The sequence below is a fragment of the Thalassotalea sediminis genome, from assembly GCF_030295915.1.
GTDB lineage: Bacteria > Pseudomonadota > Gammaproteobacteria > Enterobacterales > Alteromonadaceae > Thalassotalea_C > Thalassotalea_C sediminis.
On the sequence record NZ_AP027361.1, the window covers coordinates 676,138 to 691,289 of the forward strand.

Annotated in this window: 14 protein-coding genes; 9 read left to right on the plus strand and 5 right to left on the minus strand. The window is 37.8% G+C overall.

The genetic code is table 11. The features are described 5' to 3' along the window. Positions 1-202 precede the first annotated feature (202 nt). Positions 203-1,552: a sodium-dependent transporter gene (locus QUE09_RS03075; protein ID WP_286234738.1), complete on the plus strand. Its 1,350-nt coding sequence runs from the start codon at positions 203-205 to the stop codon at positions 1,550-1,552. 36 nt (positions 1,553-1,588) lie between these two features. Beyond that, positions 1,589-1,738 (plus strand): hypothetical protein, encoded by a 150-nt coding sequence (locus QUE09_RS03080; protein ID WP_286234739.1) that lies wholly within the window; start codon positions 1,589-1,591, stop codon positions 1,736-1,738. A gap of 64 nt (positions 1,739-1,802) precedes the next feature. On the opposite strand, the gene trxA is transcribed toward QUE09_RS03080, so the two are convergent. Beyond that, positions 1,803-2,117, minus strand: a complete 315-nt coding sequence (gene trxA / locus QUE09_RS03085; protein WP_286234740.1) for a thioredoxin — start codon at positions 2,115-2,117, stop codon at positions 1,803-1,805. Between the two features lie 102 nt (positions 2,118-2,219). Between trxA and QUE09_RS03090 the strand changes: the two genes are divergently transcribed. Both QUE09_RS03090 and QUE09_RS03095 read left to right on the plus strand, forming a co-directional pair. After that, positions 2,220-3,098: a LysR family transcriptional regulator gene (locus QUE09_RS03090; protein WP_286234741.1), complete on the plus strand. Its 879-nt coding sequence runs from the start codon at positions 2,220-2,222 to the stop codon at positions 3,096-3,098. A gap of 98 nt (positions 3,099-3,196) precedes the next feature. After that, positions 3,197-3,982, plus strand: coding sequence for a substrate-binding periplasmic protein (locus QUE09_RS03095; RefSeq protein WP_286234742.1), 786 nt, complete (start codon positions 3,197-3,199; stop codon positions 3,980-3,982). A gap of 41 nt (positions 3,983-4,023) precedes the next feature. Here QUE09_RS03095 and QUE09_RS03100 read toward each other — a convergent pair whose 3' ends face one another. Next, positions 4,024-4,707 (minus strand): TIGR01621 family pseudouridine synthase, encoded by a 684-nt coding sequence (locus tag QUE09_RS03100; protein ID WP_286234743.1) that lies wholly within the window; start codon positions 4,705-4,707, stop codon positions 4,024-4,026. Between the two features lie 2 nt (positions 4,708-4,709). Further along, the gene (locus tag QUE09_RS03105) at positions 4,710-6,068 is read right to left on the minus strand and encodes a Na+/H+ antiporter NhaC family protein (protein ID WP_286234744.1); all 1,359 of its coding nucleotides are present in this window, start codon (positions 6,066-6,068) and stop codon (positions 4,710-4,712) included. 291 nt (positions 6,069-6,359) lie between these two features. Here QUE09_RS03105 and gshA point away from each other — a divergent pair, with 291 nt between their 5' ends. Together gshA and QUE09_RS03115 are read left to right on the plus strand one after the other, a co-directional pair. Next, a complete protein-coding gene (gshA, locus tag QUE09_RS03110; RefSeq protein WP_286234745.1) occupies positions 6,360-7,931 on the plus strand; it encodes a glutamate--cysteine ligase in 1,572 nt (523 codons plus the stop codon). Between the two features lie 620 nt (positions 7,932-8,551). Then, the gene (locus QUE09_RS03115; RefSeq protein WP_286234746.1) at positions 8,552-9,172 is read left to right on the plus strand and encodes a transglycosylase SLT domain-containing protein; all 621 of its coding nucleotides are present in this window, start codon (positions 8,552-8,554) and stop codon (positions 9,170-9,172) included. Positions 9,173-9,975: 803 nt separating this feature from the next. Here QUE09_RS03115 and QUE09_RS03120 read toward each other — a convergent pair. Together QUE09_RS03120 and QUE09_RS03125 are read right to left on the minus strand one after the other, a co-directional pair. Further along, complete coding sequence (locus QUE09_RS03120) at positions 9,976-11,262, minus strand: HlyC/CorC family transporter (protein ID WP_286234747.1); 1,287 nt, start codon at positions 11,260-11,262, stop codon at positions 9,976-9,978. A 63-nt stretch (positions 11,263-11,325) separates the two neighbouring features. Further along, entirely contained in the window at positions 11,326-12,123 is a 798-nt protein-coding gene (locus tag QUE09_RS03125; RefSeq protein ID WP_286234748.1) for a cytochrome C assembly family protein, read from the minus strand. A gap of 363 nt (positions 12,124-12,486) precedes the next feature. On the opposite strand from QUE09_RS03125, the gene ffh reads away from it, so the two are divergent. The 3 genes from ffh to rpsP all read left to right on the plus strand — a co-directional run bounded on the left by ffh (position 12,487) and on the right by rpsP (position 15,140). Further along, positions 12,487-13,869, plus strand: coding sequence for a signal recognition particle protein (gene ffh / locus QUE09_RS03130; protein WP_286234749.1), 1,383 nt, complete (start codon positions 12,487-12,489; stop codon positions 13,867-13,869). Between the two features lie 75 nt (positions 13,870-13,944). Next, positions 13,945-14,760, plus strand: a complete 816-nt coding sequence (locus QUE09_RS03135; RefSeq protein WP_286234750.1) for a substrate-binding periplasmic protein — start codon at positions 13,945-13,947, stop codon at positions 14,758-14,760. A 131-nt stretch (positions 14,761-14,891) separates the two neighbouring features. Next, on the plus strand, positions 14,892-15,140 hold the full coding sequence (gene rpsP, locus QUE09_RS03140) for a 30S ribosomal protein S16 (RefSeq protein ID WP_286234751.1): 249 nt from the start codon (positions 14,892-14,894) through the stop codon (positions 15,138-15,140). Positions 15,141-15,152 lie beyond the last annotated feature (12 nt).

Here is a 15,152-nt window from a genome sequence, read left to right on the forward strand (position 1 = left end):
TAAGCCGAAGTCTAGGTTTTGTGCGCATTTATGCATGCTGTGTACACGTATTTAAAGCGTGTTCTTTTGTAACAGCAATAACCATTTACTTTTTAAAAAGCTAGTTTGTGTAGACACACATGCTGGTCGTTAGAAAGTACATAGGTAGTAAACATAGACCTTAATAATGAACATTGATAAATAACAATAAAGAAAGGTTTTCATGGCTACTTCTCGAGGCGAGTTTAGTTCTCGCATTGGTTTTATAATGGCAGCTGCTGGCTCAGCTGTTGGGTTGGGAAATATTTGGGGATTTCCTACACAAACAGCAAGCAACGGTGGTGCTGCTTTCGTTTTAGTGTATTTAGTGTTGGCGTTTTGCTTAGCGTATCCCGCTTTTATGGCTGAATTATTGATTGGTCGTTATGGCCAAGCCAATGCTGTTACCTCTTTACAAAGTATGTCGCGTACACAAAGTCACAAGCGTTTTGCTTTTATAGTTGGCTTTGGCGGCGTAGTTTGTGCGGCACTTATTTTGAGCTTCTACGGTATAATCGCAGGTTGGATGATATCTTATGCTATTGAGCCTGTTGCACATTTTATCGGTTCAGAGCAAAGTGCAGAATGGGTTGTAGCACAATCACTGCCAAGAAATATCCTTTTTACGGCATGCTTTATGTTTTTAACGGTTTTCGTCATTCGACGCGGTGTTGAAGATGGTATTGAAAAGTGGTCAAAACGCTTAATGCCACTGCTCATTGCCTTGTTATTGATGTTAATAGGTTACGTATTTACGCTAGATGGCGCTAGCGAAGGCCTGAATGCTTATCTAAACCCTGATATCAGTCGTGTATTAGATCCGGGCTTGCTTATTAGCGCAATGGGACAGGCGTTTTTCTCATTGTCACTTGGTACGAGTGTAATGGTTATTTATGGTTCATATATTTCTAAAAAAGAAAACCTCGTTTCTTTAGGGGCTCAAGTAACGTTAATTGATGTTTCAATTGCCTTTTTAGCTGGTTTACTCATTATTCCTGCAATGTATGTTGCACAAGCTCAAGGTGTTGCGATTTTTGCTGAAGATGGCAGTTTAATTTCTGGCTCTGGGCTGGTGTTCGCGGTATTACCTGCACTCTTTGATACGATGGGTGATATTGGTTTTATTGTTGGTTTTGCATTCTTCGTCTTGATGTCTGTTGCAGCATTAACGTCGAGCATTTCCATGTTAGAGGGACCGGTATCCTATGTCGTTGAACGTCATGGTATTGAGCGTAAAGCAGCAACGACATTTATAGGGATTTTCATCTTTCTTATGAGTGTTGGCATTATTAGTCACCTTGGCGTTATGCTAGATTTCGTCGCAACATTAGCGACTGAATATGGACAACCAATTATTGCCATGCTTTGTTGTGTATTTGTTGGCTGGATCTGGCAGCGAAGCGAAATTTTAAAAGAAATCCAATCTGGCAATGATAATGTAGAGCATTCATTGTTTTGGAAAATATGGCCTTGGTACACGAAGTTTATTTGTCCTACAGCAATAGCTATTGTATTTATTCATTCATTAATTTAGTTGGCTCGACAGTTTTACTTTGCTGAGAAAATAGCCGTGCTTAGTGACATTAAAAAAGAAGATTTAGCGATTGATGTTGCAGCCAGAAATATGCTTAACAGCAATGAGGAGTTGTTTAAGCCCATTAAAGATGATTCAGGGATGATCATTGACAGTGGTTTTATGAATAGTTTTATTGGTTTATAACATCAAAAAGCCCGTGTTAAACGGGCTTTGTATATCAAGGTCTATGTAAACATTAATGAAAACATCATTTACCAATAAATTCATTTAACTGCGTAACTGATACTGCACCCACTTTACGGTCAACTAACTCGCCATTATTTATTAATAGTAACGTTGGGATGCCACGAATGCCGTATTGAGCCATTAACTCTGGCGCTTCGTCTGCGTTTACTTTAATGACTTTTAAAGCTTCATTTTCTTGTGCGATTTGGTCAATTACTGGGGCGATCATCTTACATGGCCCACACCAAGGTGCGTAAAAATCTACCAGTAGTTTACCGTCATGTTGATTTACATACTGTTGAAAATCATCTTGTGTCACATCAATAACTTGATTCATCTCTTATCCTTCAATTGTTAACTTGGCGCCATTATATTTGACTTGTTTTTGTATTATTAGTGGGGTTAAATGAAAAACACTGTTCTATTTTTGGAATAAAGTGTGGCTAGTTTAGTAAATACGGAACAATTGGATAATTATCGCATTTTTGTTGCTATCGTTGAGTCAGGGTCTTTTACTAAGGCTGCACAAAAATTAGCGGTGCCCAAATCAAGAATTAGTCGAAGATTGCTTCTACTAGAGCAGCAATTGGGTAGTCAGTTACTGATTAGAACCACGCGAAAATTGCAACTTACTGATGCAGGTCAGCTATTATATAAGCAATGTCAGCCTCATATTGCAGCATTGGAGGAGGTTGATCAGTTTATCTATGATAGTCAGTTTCATGTCAAAGGTGTATTAACGTTGTTATTGCCGCTTGAGTTTTTTAATCAAGTAATTGGAGAATTAATAACAACGTTTGCATTGCAATATCCCGAATTACAAATACAGTGTCAGCATTATACTGGGATTACGCCTCAATTTGACCATAAGTATGACTTAGTTTTTGTGCTACACGAACATGCTTTGCCTGATTCTCAGTGGGTCAGTAAAGTTTTGTTGAGTTTTCCACAGTCAATTTACATCGCTGACAAAGCCAATAATAAACAAATGAATGAGCTAAGCGACTTTAAGGCTATTCTCGCAGATAAAAATGAGAAATGGTACTTTCGTGATAATGGCAGAATAATAGAACGTCAGCCAACTGCAACAATGATATTAGCAAGTCCAGAAATGCGCGTTAAGGCATGCGAACAAGACATAGGCGCTGTTAAACTGCCTGATTATATAGGCACGCGTAGTTCAACGATTAAAGTGGCGAAGGTATCGCAACCGTTAGTAGCACAGCAATTATCTGTTCTATATCACAGTAGAAATATACCTATGAAAACTCGGGTCTTTTTAGATTTTTTCCAGAGTAATATTGGCTGTTTAACATGATAACTATCTCAGTATGAGCGTGTTATAATCAGTAAGTAATTCAGAGAGGATCTCGATCGTAAAACCTGTAAATTTTGCAGAAAACAAAGGATATGTTAGTGGGATTATTGATAAAAATATTTACTCTACTTTGCTTGATGTTTACCACAGCTGTGAACAGTAAAAATAATGATGAATTCGCATCGATTCGAGTGGTTGGTGAAACTTTACCTCCTTATACATTGTCTGATGGCACTGGCCAACAGTTTGATGTTGTTCATGCCATTTTAACGTCAATGGGGGCGAACCTTGATATTAGTACCTATCCATACAAAAGAGCTGTAGCTTTGGTGGAAAGTGGTAAGGCAGATATGATGGTAGGTATGTTGAAAGATGAACAATATGACCTCCAGTACTCTGAATTACCTCACGATGTTGACGTTTTGTTGGCTATTTTTTCTAAAGCTAATATAAGTAAGTGGCAGAATGTGTCGAGTCTACAAAACAAGCATATTACGTTTATTGCAGGGCTTTCTAAACCTTTTAAACGTTATTTGCCTGCGATGGATTTCTCAATGTCAGAAGTTGACACCAGAAAACAAGCAGTAAATAAACTTCTTCATGGGCGTACTGATTATATTGTTGACTCAGAAGGTTCTTTTTTTACCTCTTATCAGCGAAACACTGTTTCTCAAGGGGGAAATTTAACTAATAAACCCGTAGGTTATCTACAAATTCACGCCGCTTTTTCTATGTCAGAAAGAGGTTCGAAACTAAAGGCGCATTGGGATAAGACTTTTTGTCGCTTTATTCGAAGCGAAAAAGCTAAGAATATCTATAAGAAATGGCAACTCATGCGCGAATATAGAATCTCGCAACAATATTTTCGAGATTTCTGTTTGTAGCGCTTATTCACCTGTATGGTGTCAATTTTATTTGTTAAGTGCTATGTTTTATAAGTTGGCCAAGCTAGCTTCCATGGCGGCGTTATTTCGTTAATTTTAGTCAAGCATTCACTGGTGAGAAAATAAAGCCCATTAGTTGGCAGCAACCGGTAGCGATATTGTTTTCCACTATAGCTAAATGACAACGCAAAAGCATGTAAGTAGCCTCTATCTGCTTGGGATTTTGCATAATAGTGATCACCTAATATCGGGCTACCAATACTGGCTAATGCGACACGTATTTGGTGCGTTTTTCCTGAGTGTGGTTTTATAATAAACAAACGCACGGCTTCGGGTAAGGAATAGCTAAAAAACTGTGTAACTGCAGGGTTATCTTTTGAACGTAGTAATTTCCACATTCCACGCCTACTTTTTTGCATGTCTCCAATAATTAAACCTTGCTTCTTTTTGGGCTTTTTATCAGAGACCGCGAGATAATACTTTTCGATTTCTCGTTGTTCGAACAGTCGTTGGAATGCCTGTGCCGTAAGTTTATTTTTCGCAAAAATTAATAGCCCAGAGGTCATTTTATCAAGGCGATGTAAAGGGTATAGCTCAGCTAATAGCAATTGTTTTTTAAGTAGGCTGTGAACACCTAAAACGTCTCCTTCATCGTGAAAACCGATGCCAGCAGGTTTATCAATAACAATGAAATGCTGTTGATTATCAACAATTGGTAGCAACATAGTTAGAGATTAAATCCTATTATGGTGTACATAATTAACGTAATACCACCGGCAGTTAACGCATAGGGTAATTGGGTTTTTACATGCTCATAATGATCACAGCCACTGGCAATAGAGGCAACCACAGTGGTGTCAGAAATAGGTGAAGCATGGTCACCAAAGATGCCACCACCTAATACTGCAGCAACCAAAAACTCGATAGGCAATCCTGTTTGTTGGGCAAGAGGTACGGCAATTGGCACTAAAATAGCGAATGTGCCCCAAGAAGTACCCGTTGCAAAAGCCATGAAGCCTGCAGCCAAAAATAAAATAGGGGCAATGAAAAACAAAGGTACTTCAAGGTTTAATAATTGACTGACGTACAACCCTGTCCCCAACGACTTTATTGCATCGCCAAAAGCAAATGATAGGACCAATATCGCGACAGCTGGCGCCATATGTTTTATACCTAATAACGTGTATTTAATAATGTTTTTCCATGACATTGCGCCAAAGCCTTTAATCATGAAAATCAAGATGAAAACTGCGCTTACAATTGCCCAGAATACCGAAAAAGATCCTGAACCTTGTCTCAAATCACCATCGCCCGTAATCCATAGCAGCGCAAGGGTAATAGTAAGCAATGATAATAGAGGTAACCACATTATAATGGCAGGCGCTTCATTTTTTGTAACTTGGCTTTCTTGGCTCACAATGAGTGACTTGGCGTGTTTCAATGGACCAAAAGCTTTGCCACTTGCAGCGGTATAATAGGCAAAAATGACAGCAATGATGGCATAAAAGTTATAAGCAATCGTACCAATCAGTATACCAACAGGATCTGAGAGCTGGTGACCATCTAGTAAGCCAAGTACATACGCTCCCCAACCATTTATTAAGAATAATATGCTTATGGGGGCACATGTTGAATCAATTAAATAAGCAAGTCTTGCCCGGCTTAACTTGTATTTATCAAACAAAGACTGACTTGCCATACCTGCAGTAAAGATACTTAGGTTGGTATCAGTAAAGATAGTAGTGCCCACAAACGTAGGTAAAAGAGCAGCTTGCTTTGAATTTTTAACTACATTTAAACGTGCTAATGAGTTGATAAAACCTTCTACCGCGCCTGATTGGTTCATGAGTGTAACTAAAGCACCAATGAGTAAACTGAAGCTAACGATATAAATGTTGCCTAATGAATCAAAAACACCAATTAAACCATTTGCACTACTTATCAAACCGTCGACAGGCTGCCAGTTTTCAATCATTATAAAGCACAACACAATGCCGAAAAATAGCGCCAGTAAAGCGTTTTTTCGCCAAATAGCGATGGCAATGGCAATGATTGGAGGAAGTAGACTTAATGGACTGTCTTGCATGAAATTACGATGATGATTGTTTTGCGCCCAACTTTACCTTAAGTTGCTATTATTAGAAACAGTGGAACTAATATTTGCATAAAGATTACATTTGTCTGTAAGTTAATTTTTAAATCGTCGGTCATTAATTACGTGCAAAATATTATCGTAGCGAATATTTAATTAAGTACAACCCCCGTAAACATTGACTGGTAGTAATGTTTTTAATAACAATTGATAACTAAGCATTGAAAAGCAATCTTTTAGCCATACATCTTTAGGCAGAAATCGCTCGATGCAATAGGACCCATTTTGACATTATCTTTTCAACAGAAAATTAGCGTTCTTGGCGAGGAACGTAATAAAGCAGCGTTAACTGAGATTGGACGTGGCATCGAACGCGAAGGATTAAGAGTATTGGCCGAAGGGAAGTTATCAGAACATGGCCATTATCAGGCTTTAGGTTCTGCCCTGACACATCCTCATATCACGACCGATTATGCCGAAGGCTTGTTAGAGTTTATTACGCCGGTAAGCTACTCTGTCGAGCAAACTATCTCGCAATTAAAAGACATCCAAAAGTTTACACTTTCGAATATTGATGGCGAACTTATTTGGCCTACCAGTATGCCATGCTTTGTTGATGATGAAGATAATATTGCCTTAGCGTATTACGGCACATCAAATATTGGTAAAATGAAATCTATCTATCGACAAGGGCTTAAAAATAGATACGGAAGTATGATGCAAGTTATTGCAGGCATTCACTTTAATTTTTCATTTCCCAAGTCATTTTGGCAAACGTTAAAATCAACCGAAGATTCTTCTTTAAGCGAGCAAGACTACATTTCAGCGGGCTATTTTGCCTTATTGCGAAATTATAAGCGTTACTGTTGGCTAATCCCTTATTTATATGGCAGCTCTCCTGCAATCTGTCCTTCTTTTTTACAAGGTAAAGAGACCAACTTACCTTTTAAAAAGTCTGAGAGTGGTTATATTTACCTGGAACATGCTACAAGTTTACGTATGAGTGACCTTGGTTATACCAATAGTGAACAGTCAGCGCTTAGAATTTGTTATAACAACATTGATGAATACATTTCAGGTGTGCAAGAAGCCATTAGTTTGAGCTCCGATAAGTTCGCTGAAATTGGTGTAAAAGTTGGTGATACTTACCAGCAGTTAAATGCTAATGTACTTCAGATAGAAAATGAATTGTACGCCCCCGTAAGACCTAAACAAGTGGCTAATTCAGGCGAAAAGCCCTCACAAGCGTTAAGTCGTAGAGGTGTTCAATACGTTGAAGTTAGAGCGCTAGATGTTAATCCTTTTGTGGATACTGGCATAAGTGAACAGCAAATCTACTTTCTGGATGTGTTTTTGACCTATTGCGCACTTAAAGAAAGTCCTGAATCACTTTGTGAAGTACAAAGTGTATGTGAAAAAAATATGGATGACGTTGTTGTACGAGGTAGAGATCCAAAGCTTTTGTTGGATCATAACGGTGACAAAGTATCTGTTAAAGAATGGGGTACGGCAATATTTGAAGAAATGAAATCGGTAGCTATGTTGCTAGATAACGCAAATGGTTCAGATAAATATCAAAAAGCGTTAGCTTTTGAATTCGAAAAAATTAATGATCCAGATAAAACGCCATCGGCAAAATTACTGCGCGTTGTTAATGATAACAAACAAAGCTTAACCGATTTTACGTTACAGCAAGCAGTTACATACAGAGACGAGGCATTGAACAGTGATTATCGCTTTTATAGTGAAGCTTATTTTAATGAGCAAGCTAAAAAGTCTATAGATCAACAAAAAGACATTGAACAAAGTGACACTTTACCTTTTGATGATTTTCTAACGGAATACTTCGCGCAGTAAATGCCACCAATATTAAAAAGGAGCTTTAAGCTCCTTTTTTTTGGGCAAAAAAAAGCGCGTTAGGGTAACGCGCCTCAAATAAAAGAAAGCAGTCCAGGGAGGTGTTTTGCTCTCAAGTAGTAAGACAGGGTGTTTAAATGAAAGTTCAATTTTTATGCAAATTATTTAAATAAAAACGCACAATAAGCCTGTATTATGAATTAAGTGATTAAAAAACATAAAAAAACGCGTTAATAAAAATTAACGCGCGAATCGTTCATGAAACATAAGAGAATAACACCTTCAATACATTAGAGCTTATGAGTGAGTTAAAGTTCAAAAAATAAACAAAAAAAAGCGCATCTTTAAAATGCGCATAACTAAACATGAAACACTAAGGGAATTAACTTCTCATAAAGTGAGAGTCGCTTAATCTCAATAAGTTCAAAAATTAGATAAAAAAAAGCGCATTAAAAAATGCGCTATTAAGATGTTCAAGGGAAACACAATATGAAAGTCTTGTAAGGTAAGAGTGGTGTATTTTAAAAAAGTTCAAAGAAAAAATAATTTTTTTTCATTTTGGTAAAATGCCAGTTTTCTGGCATTATAAAAATCGTTAAAAATCTGTAGTCTTGGGCTTTATGAATAAAATAGTTGTTTCTTTTATTGTATTAATTTCAACGTTATTTCTAAGTAGCTGTGCTACACCGCCGCCAAAAAATCCTGAGAATTTATGTGAAATTTTTAGAGAACATAGAGATTGGTATTTCGCCGCTAAAGATGCACGTGAACGATGGGGAACTCCAATTCATGTACCAATGAGCATGATGTATCAAGAGAGTTCATTTAAAGATGATGCATTACCGCCTCGTGACTATTTACTTGGTTTTATTCCTTGGGGGCGTGTAAGTACTGCTTACGGCTATTCGCAAGCAAAGACCATGACTTGGCAAGACTATATTCGTGAAACGGGCAATTCTGGGGCAGATCGAGATGATTTTGACGATGCGATTGATTTTATGGCCTGGTTTATTTTCAAAACAAACAAAATTAATCGTGTTTCAAAGTGGGACGCATATAACCAATATTTAAATTATCATGAAGGTTGGGGTGGCTTTAAGCGAAAATCTTATAAAAAGAAGCGCTGGTTAGTTAAAGTTGCTCGAATCGTAGATAATCGTTCAAGACGCTATAGTAGCCAACTGAAGTCGTGTGAAGCTGAATTGAATGAAAGCAGTTTATGGCGCTGGTTGTTTGGCTAAAGATAGGTGAAACCCACTGTTTCACCGGCCTTTGGATAACTTTTATGCAAAGTGCTATTTTTATCGGCAAATTTAGTGAGTATTGTCGATAAACAAAGCGATTAGTGCTTTGTTTAATAATCTCAATTTAGTGTAATAATCGTAAAAAACAACTTTTTTATATACCTAGTTTTTCGTAGAAAAGTGCAAAAATTTAACAATCCTGTTATGCGCTTTCATTACCAGCTATCAAAGCATTTTTCTTGCCAAAGCCGTTATTTTTATTGAAATTTGCTGCCAGCTCACGTGAGGTATGGATTTAAAAAAAATGTTAAAAAAACTTCATTTTTTTTCTAAAAAAATATTGCAAATACTGAGCCCTGATGTTTTATGGCTTTGCATTTGTTATCCACAGAAATTGTGGAAATGTTAATTGTTGCTATTGTCTGTGGATAACTTTGTGGTTATTTTTTTGGGCTAGTCATATTGATGAAAAAATATTAGGCGAGATGTATATGCTCATTCGACAGAAGTAGCCGTTTTGAAAAACCGCTACTTCATTAGGGTCTGTTGAACTTTTGAGATTAAATTTTGTTCGAACTAAACGCTTTTTGTTCAAGGCGTGAGCAATGTCGCATGGTTATTCCATGTAAATTGCGAACAACGATGAAGAAATAGCGTTTAGCTGAACCCAGAGGGCAGCGTTTTTTGTCATTTATACGTCGTTATTGCTTTTTCATGTGGAATAACCACATATTAATCGCAATGCCTTGTCTAAATACCAATAAACTGCTGCAAAAATAAACGCGAAAGTTCAACAGACCCTAATCTTTTGGGTTGGCTTCTTTAAGGTAATACGCTGGGATTATACGTACAGTTTTAATCATATTATCTGTTACATCTACAATTTCGAGAGGATAACCAGCAATACGCACACTGAGTTTAGCTTCAGGTATATCTTCTAAGTATTCTAGAACAAGACCATTAAGTGTTTTAGGACCGTCTGTAGGGAAATGCCAGTCCATTTCTTTATTAATGTCTCTAACGGTTGCACTACCATCAACCAAATAACTACCATCGGGTTGAATATGCACTTCTTCAGATGGGGCTGGTTCTTTTGTTGTGGTAAAGTCACCGACGATTTCTTCGAGTATATCTTCTAGCGTCACTAACCCCTGAATATCCCCATACTCATCTACAACCAATCCGAGGCGCTCTTTAGCGTGCTGAAACTTTAATATTTGTACATTTAACGTTGTACCTTCGGGAATAAAATATAGTTCTCGAACCGCTCTTAGTAATGTTGCTTTGGTAAACTGGTTTTTAGACAATAGCTTTAAAGCATCACGCATGTGAACATAACCGACTACGTCATCAATGGTATCGCGGTATAAAAGTACACGTGTGTGTGTGGCTTGTGTTAATTGCTTTTGGATTTTTTTCCAATCTTCGTTGATATCTATCCCCACTAACTCACTTCGTGGGATCATAATGTCTTCTACAGTTACTTTTTCTAAGTCTAAGATGCTTACCAACATGCTTTGATCGCGTTCCGCTAATAAAGCACCTGATTCATTTACTACTGTGCGTAATTCCTCAGAACTTAGGCTGTGTAATTCTCGTTCTTCACGACTAACTCCTAATAAGGCGAGTATGCCATTGGTTATCCAGTTTACTGCGACAACTAGCGGGTAAAACAGTTTTAATAGCAGTGTTAATAGTATTGAACTCGGAAATGCCACTTTCTCAGGATTTAGTGCTGCCAAAGTTTTAGGTGTTACTTCTGCAAAAATTAAAATCACTAATGTTAATATTAGACCGGCATAGAAAATACCTGCATCACCTATTAAGCGCTCTGCAATAATACCAGCTATGAGCGAGGCAAATACATTAACCAAGTTATTTCCAATCAAAATTAAGCCGATAAGTTGGTCAGGGCGACTTAATAGTTTGCCGACTCGTTTTGCGCCTTTATGCTTTTGCTTTTCTAAATGGCGTAGCTTGTATCGATTTAACGACATCATGCCTGTTTCTGAACCAGAAAAGTACGCTGAGATTAGAATTAGTATGCTGAGAATAAGAAATAGCATACTCGTTGAGATGGTATCCAAATATGGGGTCCTATGTTGCCAAACAAATGCGCTTTATATTAAGGGTTAGTTATAACTTAAATTTTAAGATAATAAAAACTCTTTCACAAAGCGACTGCCAAAATAGGCAAGTGTAAGTAATGTTGAGGCAGATATGATCAAGACTAACACGCGATGACCACGCCAACCTAATTTAAAATGACCCCATAAAGTAACACTATATAGTGCTAATGCTGCCAATGATAATACGGTTTTGTGTGCATTGTTAGCTAAAAAGTCATTTAGAAAAACAAAACCAACAAGTTGGCTTAATAATAAACCTAAGGTGCCAATGGCAAGTATAGTAAATAATTGTCCTTCAACTTGCATTAATGGAGGTAGGTGACTCACTGCAATTAAGTTTTTATCTTTGAGTTTCATATTTATGTAGGCAACTTGGAAAGCGTACAGCATGGCAATAATAAGAATACAGTAGGCGACCAATGCTAAAATAATATGGCTAGCAATCGCGAAATTAGCGGTAGGCAGCAAAATATTACTACTATGAGGAATAAAAATTGAAGTGAGTTGCCACAGACCTGCGAAACTATATGCGACCGGCAATAATAAATTAACTTTATATTTTAACGCCATAGCAGTAACCGTTAAGCTAATAACGAGACTGACTAAAGAGATCACATTTGGTAATGCAAAATTAAGATTTTGTTCCGCAAATAAGAAGTGAGTGGTTGCTAAGGTATGGCCAACAATTGCAAGAGAGCCAATAAGTAAGACCTTAACAATATTAGGCCCCTTTGGGTGAAACAAGCGGAAAACAACGGCTACTGTTGCAGTGACGTAGCAAATGAAAGCAACTAAACTGCAAATTGACGAAAAATCCAAACAAGTATTCCTTTATTTTTGAATGCGTAAAAACACTGTAAATGTTTATCAATAAACATCACAATTGAAATAAGAACATATTTACTGACTCATCATAATAAAAATAGCCAATGCTTGCTACGTTTATCTGTTCAGAATGAATACGTTATGCTTAACGTTATTGTAATAATACGATACATACTATTGTATTAAGATGTTAAGAGGTCAGTTTGATTTAGTGAAGTCAGGTTTATCTCCCATAAATTATGTTGGCAATAAGATTGAAATTTTAAATTATGATGCCATTTTATACTTTCGCTTATTTACCTCACGCGTATAATATGAGGTAAATTTTCTCCAAACCGCAATTGGCCAGAGTGATACATGTTCGAGAATTTATCAGATCGCTTAACGAAGACCCTTAAAAATATCAGTGGTCGAGGTAGACTTACTGAAGACAACATTAAAGATACGTTACGTGAAGTGCGAATGGCACTTTTAGAAGCTGACGTAGCCTTGCCTGTTGTCCGTGAATTTATTGCAAAAGTAAAAGAAAGTGCGGTAGGACAAGATGTTTCAAAAAGCCTAACGCCAGGGCAAGTATTCGTTAAAATTGTTCAAAAAGAACTCGAAATTGCCATGGGTGAGATTAATGAATCATTAAACCTAAAAGCGACGCCACCAGCGGTTGTATTAATGGCAGGTTTGCAAGGTGCGGGTAAAACCACTTCTGTAGCCAAACTCTCTAAGTATTTAAAAGAAAGAGAAAAGAAAAAAGTATTGGTGGTCAGTGCTGACGTATATCGCCCGGCCGCAATTAAGCAGTTAGAGACACTTGCGTCTGATGTTGGGGTTGATTTTTTCCCCAGTGATATTAAACAAAATCCCATCGACATTGCTAATGCCGCGATAGCGCACGCCAGAAACCACTATTTTGATGTGTTAATTGTTGATACCGCTGGTCGATTACATATTGATGGCGACATGATGGATGAAATTAAAGCGTTACATGCGGCAATTGAACCAATCGAAACCTTGTTTACTGTTGATGCCATGACTGGCCAAGATGCCGCAAATACCGCAAAAGCTTTTAACGATGCGTTACCATTAACGGGGGTTATCCTAACCAAAACTGATGGTGATGCTCGTGGTGGTGCAGCGCTTTCGATCAGGCATATCACAGGAAAGCCGATTAAATTTATGGGTGTTGGTGAAAAAATTGAAGCGCTTGAACCATTCCATCCTGATCGAATTGCATCACGTATTCTTGGCATGGGTGATGTACTGTCACTTATTGAAGAAGTTGAACAAAAAGTTGATCGTAAACAAGCAGAAAAACTTGCCAAGAAAGTTAAGTCAGGAAAGGGGTTTTCGCTAGAGGACTTTCGCGATCAGCTCGTACAAATGAAAAACATGGGTGGTATGATGGGCCTTGTAGATAAGTTACCGGGGATGGGTAATATGTCAGAGCAAATAAAGGGCCAAATGGATGATAAAGTTACTATCCGAATGGAAGCGATTATTAATTCAATGACACCGAAAGAACGTGAACGTCCAGAGATCATCAAAGGTTCTAGAAAGCGTCGTATAGCGGCGGGCTCAGGCACACAAATTCAAGACGTTAATAAATTGCTAAAGCAGTTTACCCAAATGCAAAAAATGATGAAGAAAATGTCTGGTAAAGGTGGGATGCAAAAGATGATGCGTTCCATGAAAGGTATGATGCCTCCGGGAGGACCTGGTGGTTTTGGAGGTTTCGGCCGATAACGTCTACACTAAAAAAGGCAGCATTGGCTGCCTTTTTTACGGCTGAAAGATAGAATGCCAATACAAGGAATGTCGATGATAGACAAGCAAATTCGCCACATAACGTTGTGTTTCGCGTTAATTTTTACTTCTTGTAACGTTTTTAGCGATCCTTTAAATAGTGAAACACCAGTAGCAACAACCATCAAAATAAATGTAGGGTTAAGCATTCGACCGCCATTTCTTATTGGAAATCATCAACAATTCTTTGGTGCAGGGCCTGAAATCTTGGCGGCATTGAATAAATTTCAACAAACGTTTCATTTTGTCGCCGTTGAAATACCCTCTAAACGCAAGCAAAAAGCATTAAATGATGGCTTAATTGATATTATGATGTGGGATAACCTCAATTGGGGGTGGCGCGAAAAGCCTGTTCAAAGTACTGCTCCCATTGTGAGCTCTAAAGACGTCTATATTACTTATGCAAATAAAACTAAATCTCAGCAGTATTTTGAGACATTAAAGAATAAATCGTTAGCGTTAGTCATTGGTTATCATTACAAACTAACCGAGTTTGATATTGAGATATCCACACTTACTGAGCATTATGATGCAACAATGGTAAGAACAGAAGAAGCGAGTATAAGAATGACTGCGGCAAATCGGGTTGATATTGCGATTGTTAGCGAAACTGCACTCAATTGGTTTTTTAAACAGTACCCAACAGTTAAACAGCTGATATTAGTGTCAAATCGTATAGATACCCAATATACACGCCACTTTATTGTACCTAACTCGGCCTCTATTAGCGTTAATGAACTTAATCAACTTTTACAACGAGCGCTAGATGCCAATGTGTTGCAGCCCATATATCGTAAATATGGCTTAACCCCCCCTAGTTCCTTTCTCTAAAGATAATGGCAATTGGATGACTATTACTTGCTTTCTGGCTGAAAAAGCGTAGAATACGCGAGCTTTTCTGTCACCTTATGTGTCAGGAAGTGTCTGGAAATTCGTTTTAACATTAATATATAGAGGACGATATGGTTACCATTCGTTTAGCCCGTGGCGGCGCAAAAAAGCGTCCATTCTATCAGGTAGTTGTTGCAGATAGCCGTAACTCTCGCGATGGTCGTTTCATCGAGAAGATTGGTTTCTTCAACCCTTCAGCACAAGGTCAAGCAGAAAAATTGCGTTTAGACCTTGATCGTGTAAACCATTGGGTTGCACAAGGCGCTGGTTTATCTGATCGTGTGGCAAAGCTTGTAAAAGATGCTCAAGCTGCAGCATAAGATAAGTGAATA

Bases quoted from the DNA above. Each gene is read 5' to 3' on its own strand.
- rpsP (WP_286234751.1), top strand. From the start codon at position 14,892: ATGGTTACCATTCGTTTAGCCCGTGGCGGCGCAAAAAAGCGTCCATTC.
- ffh (WP_286234749.1), top strand. From the start codon at position 12,487: ATGTTCGAGAATTTATCAGATCGCTTAACGAAGACCCTTAAAAATATC.
- QUE09_RS03115 (WP_286234746.1), top strand. From the start codon at position 8,552: ATGAATAAAATAGTTGTTTCTTTTATTGTATTAATTTCAACGTTATTT.
- QUE09_RS03105 (WP_286234744.1), bottom strand. From the start codon at position 6,068: ATGCAAGACAGTCCATTAAGTCTACTTCCTCCAATCATTGCCATTGCC.
- QUE09_RS03075 (WP_286234738.1), top strand. From the start codon at position 203: ATGGCTACTTCTCGAGGCGAGTTTAGTTCTCGCATTGGTTTTATAATG.
- QUE09_RS03135 (WP_286234750.1), top strand. From the start codon at position 13,945: ATGATAGACAAGCAAATTCGCCACATAACGTTGTGTTTCGCGTTAATT.
- QUE09_RS03100 (WP_286234743.1), bottom strand. From the start codon at position 4,707: ATGTTGCTACCAATTGTTGATAATCAACAGCATTTCATTGTTATTGAT.
- trxA (WP_286234740.1), bottom strand. From the start codon at position 2,117: ATGAATCAAGTTATTGATGTGACACAAGATGATTTTCAACAGTATGTA.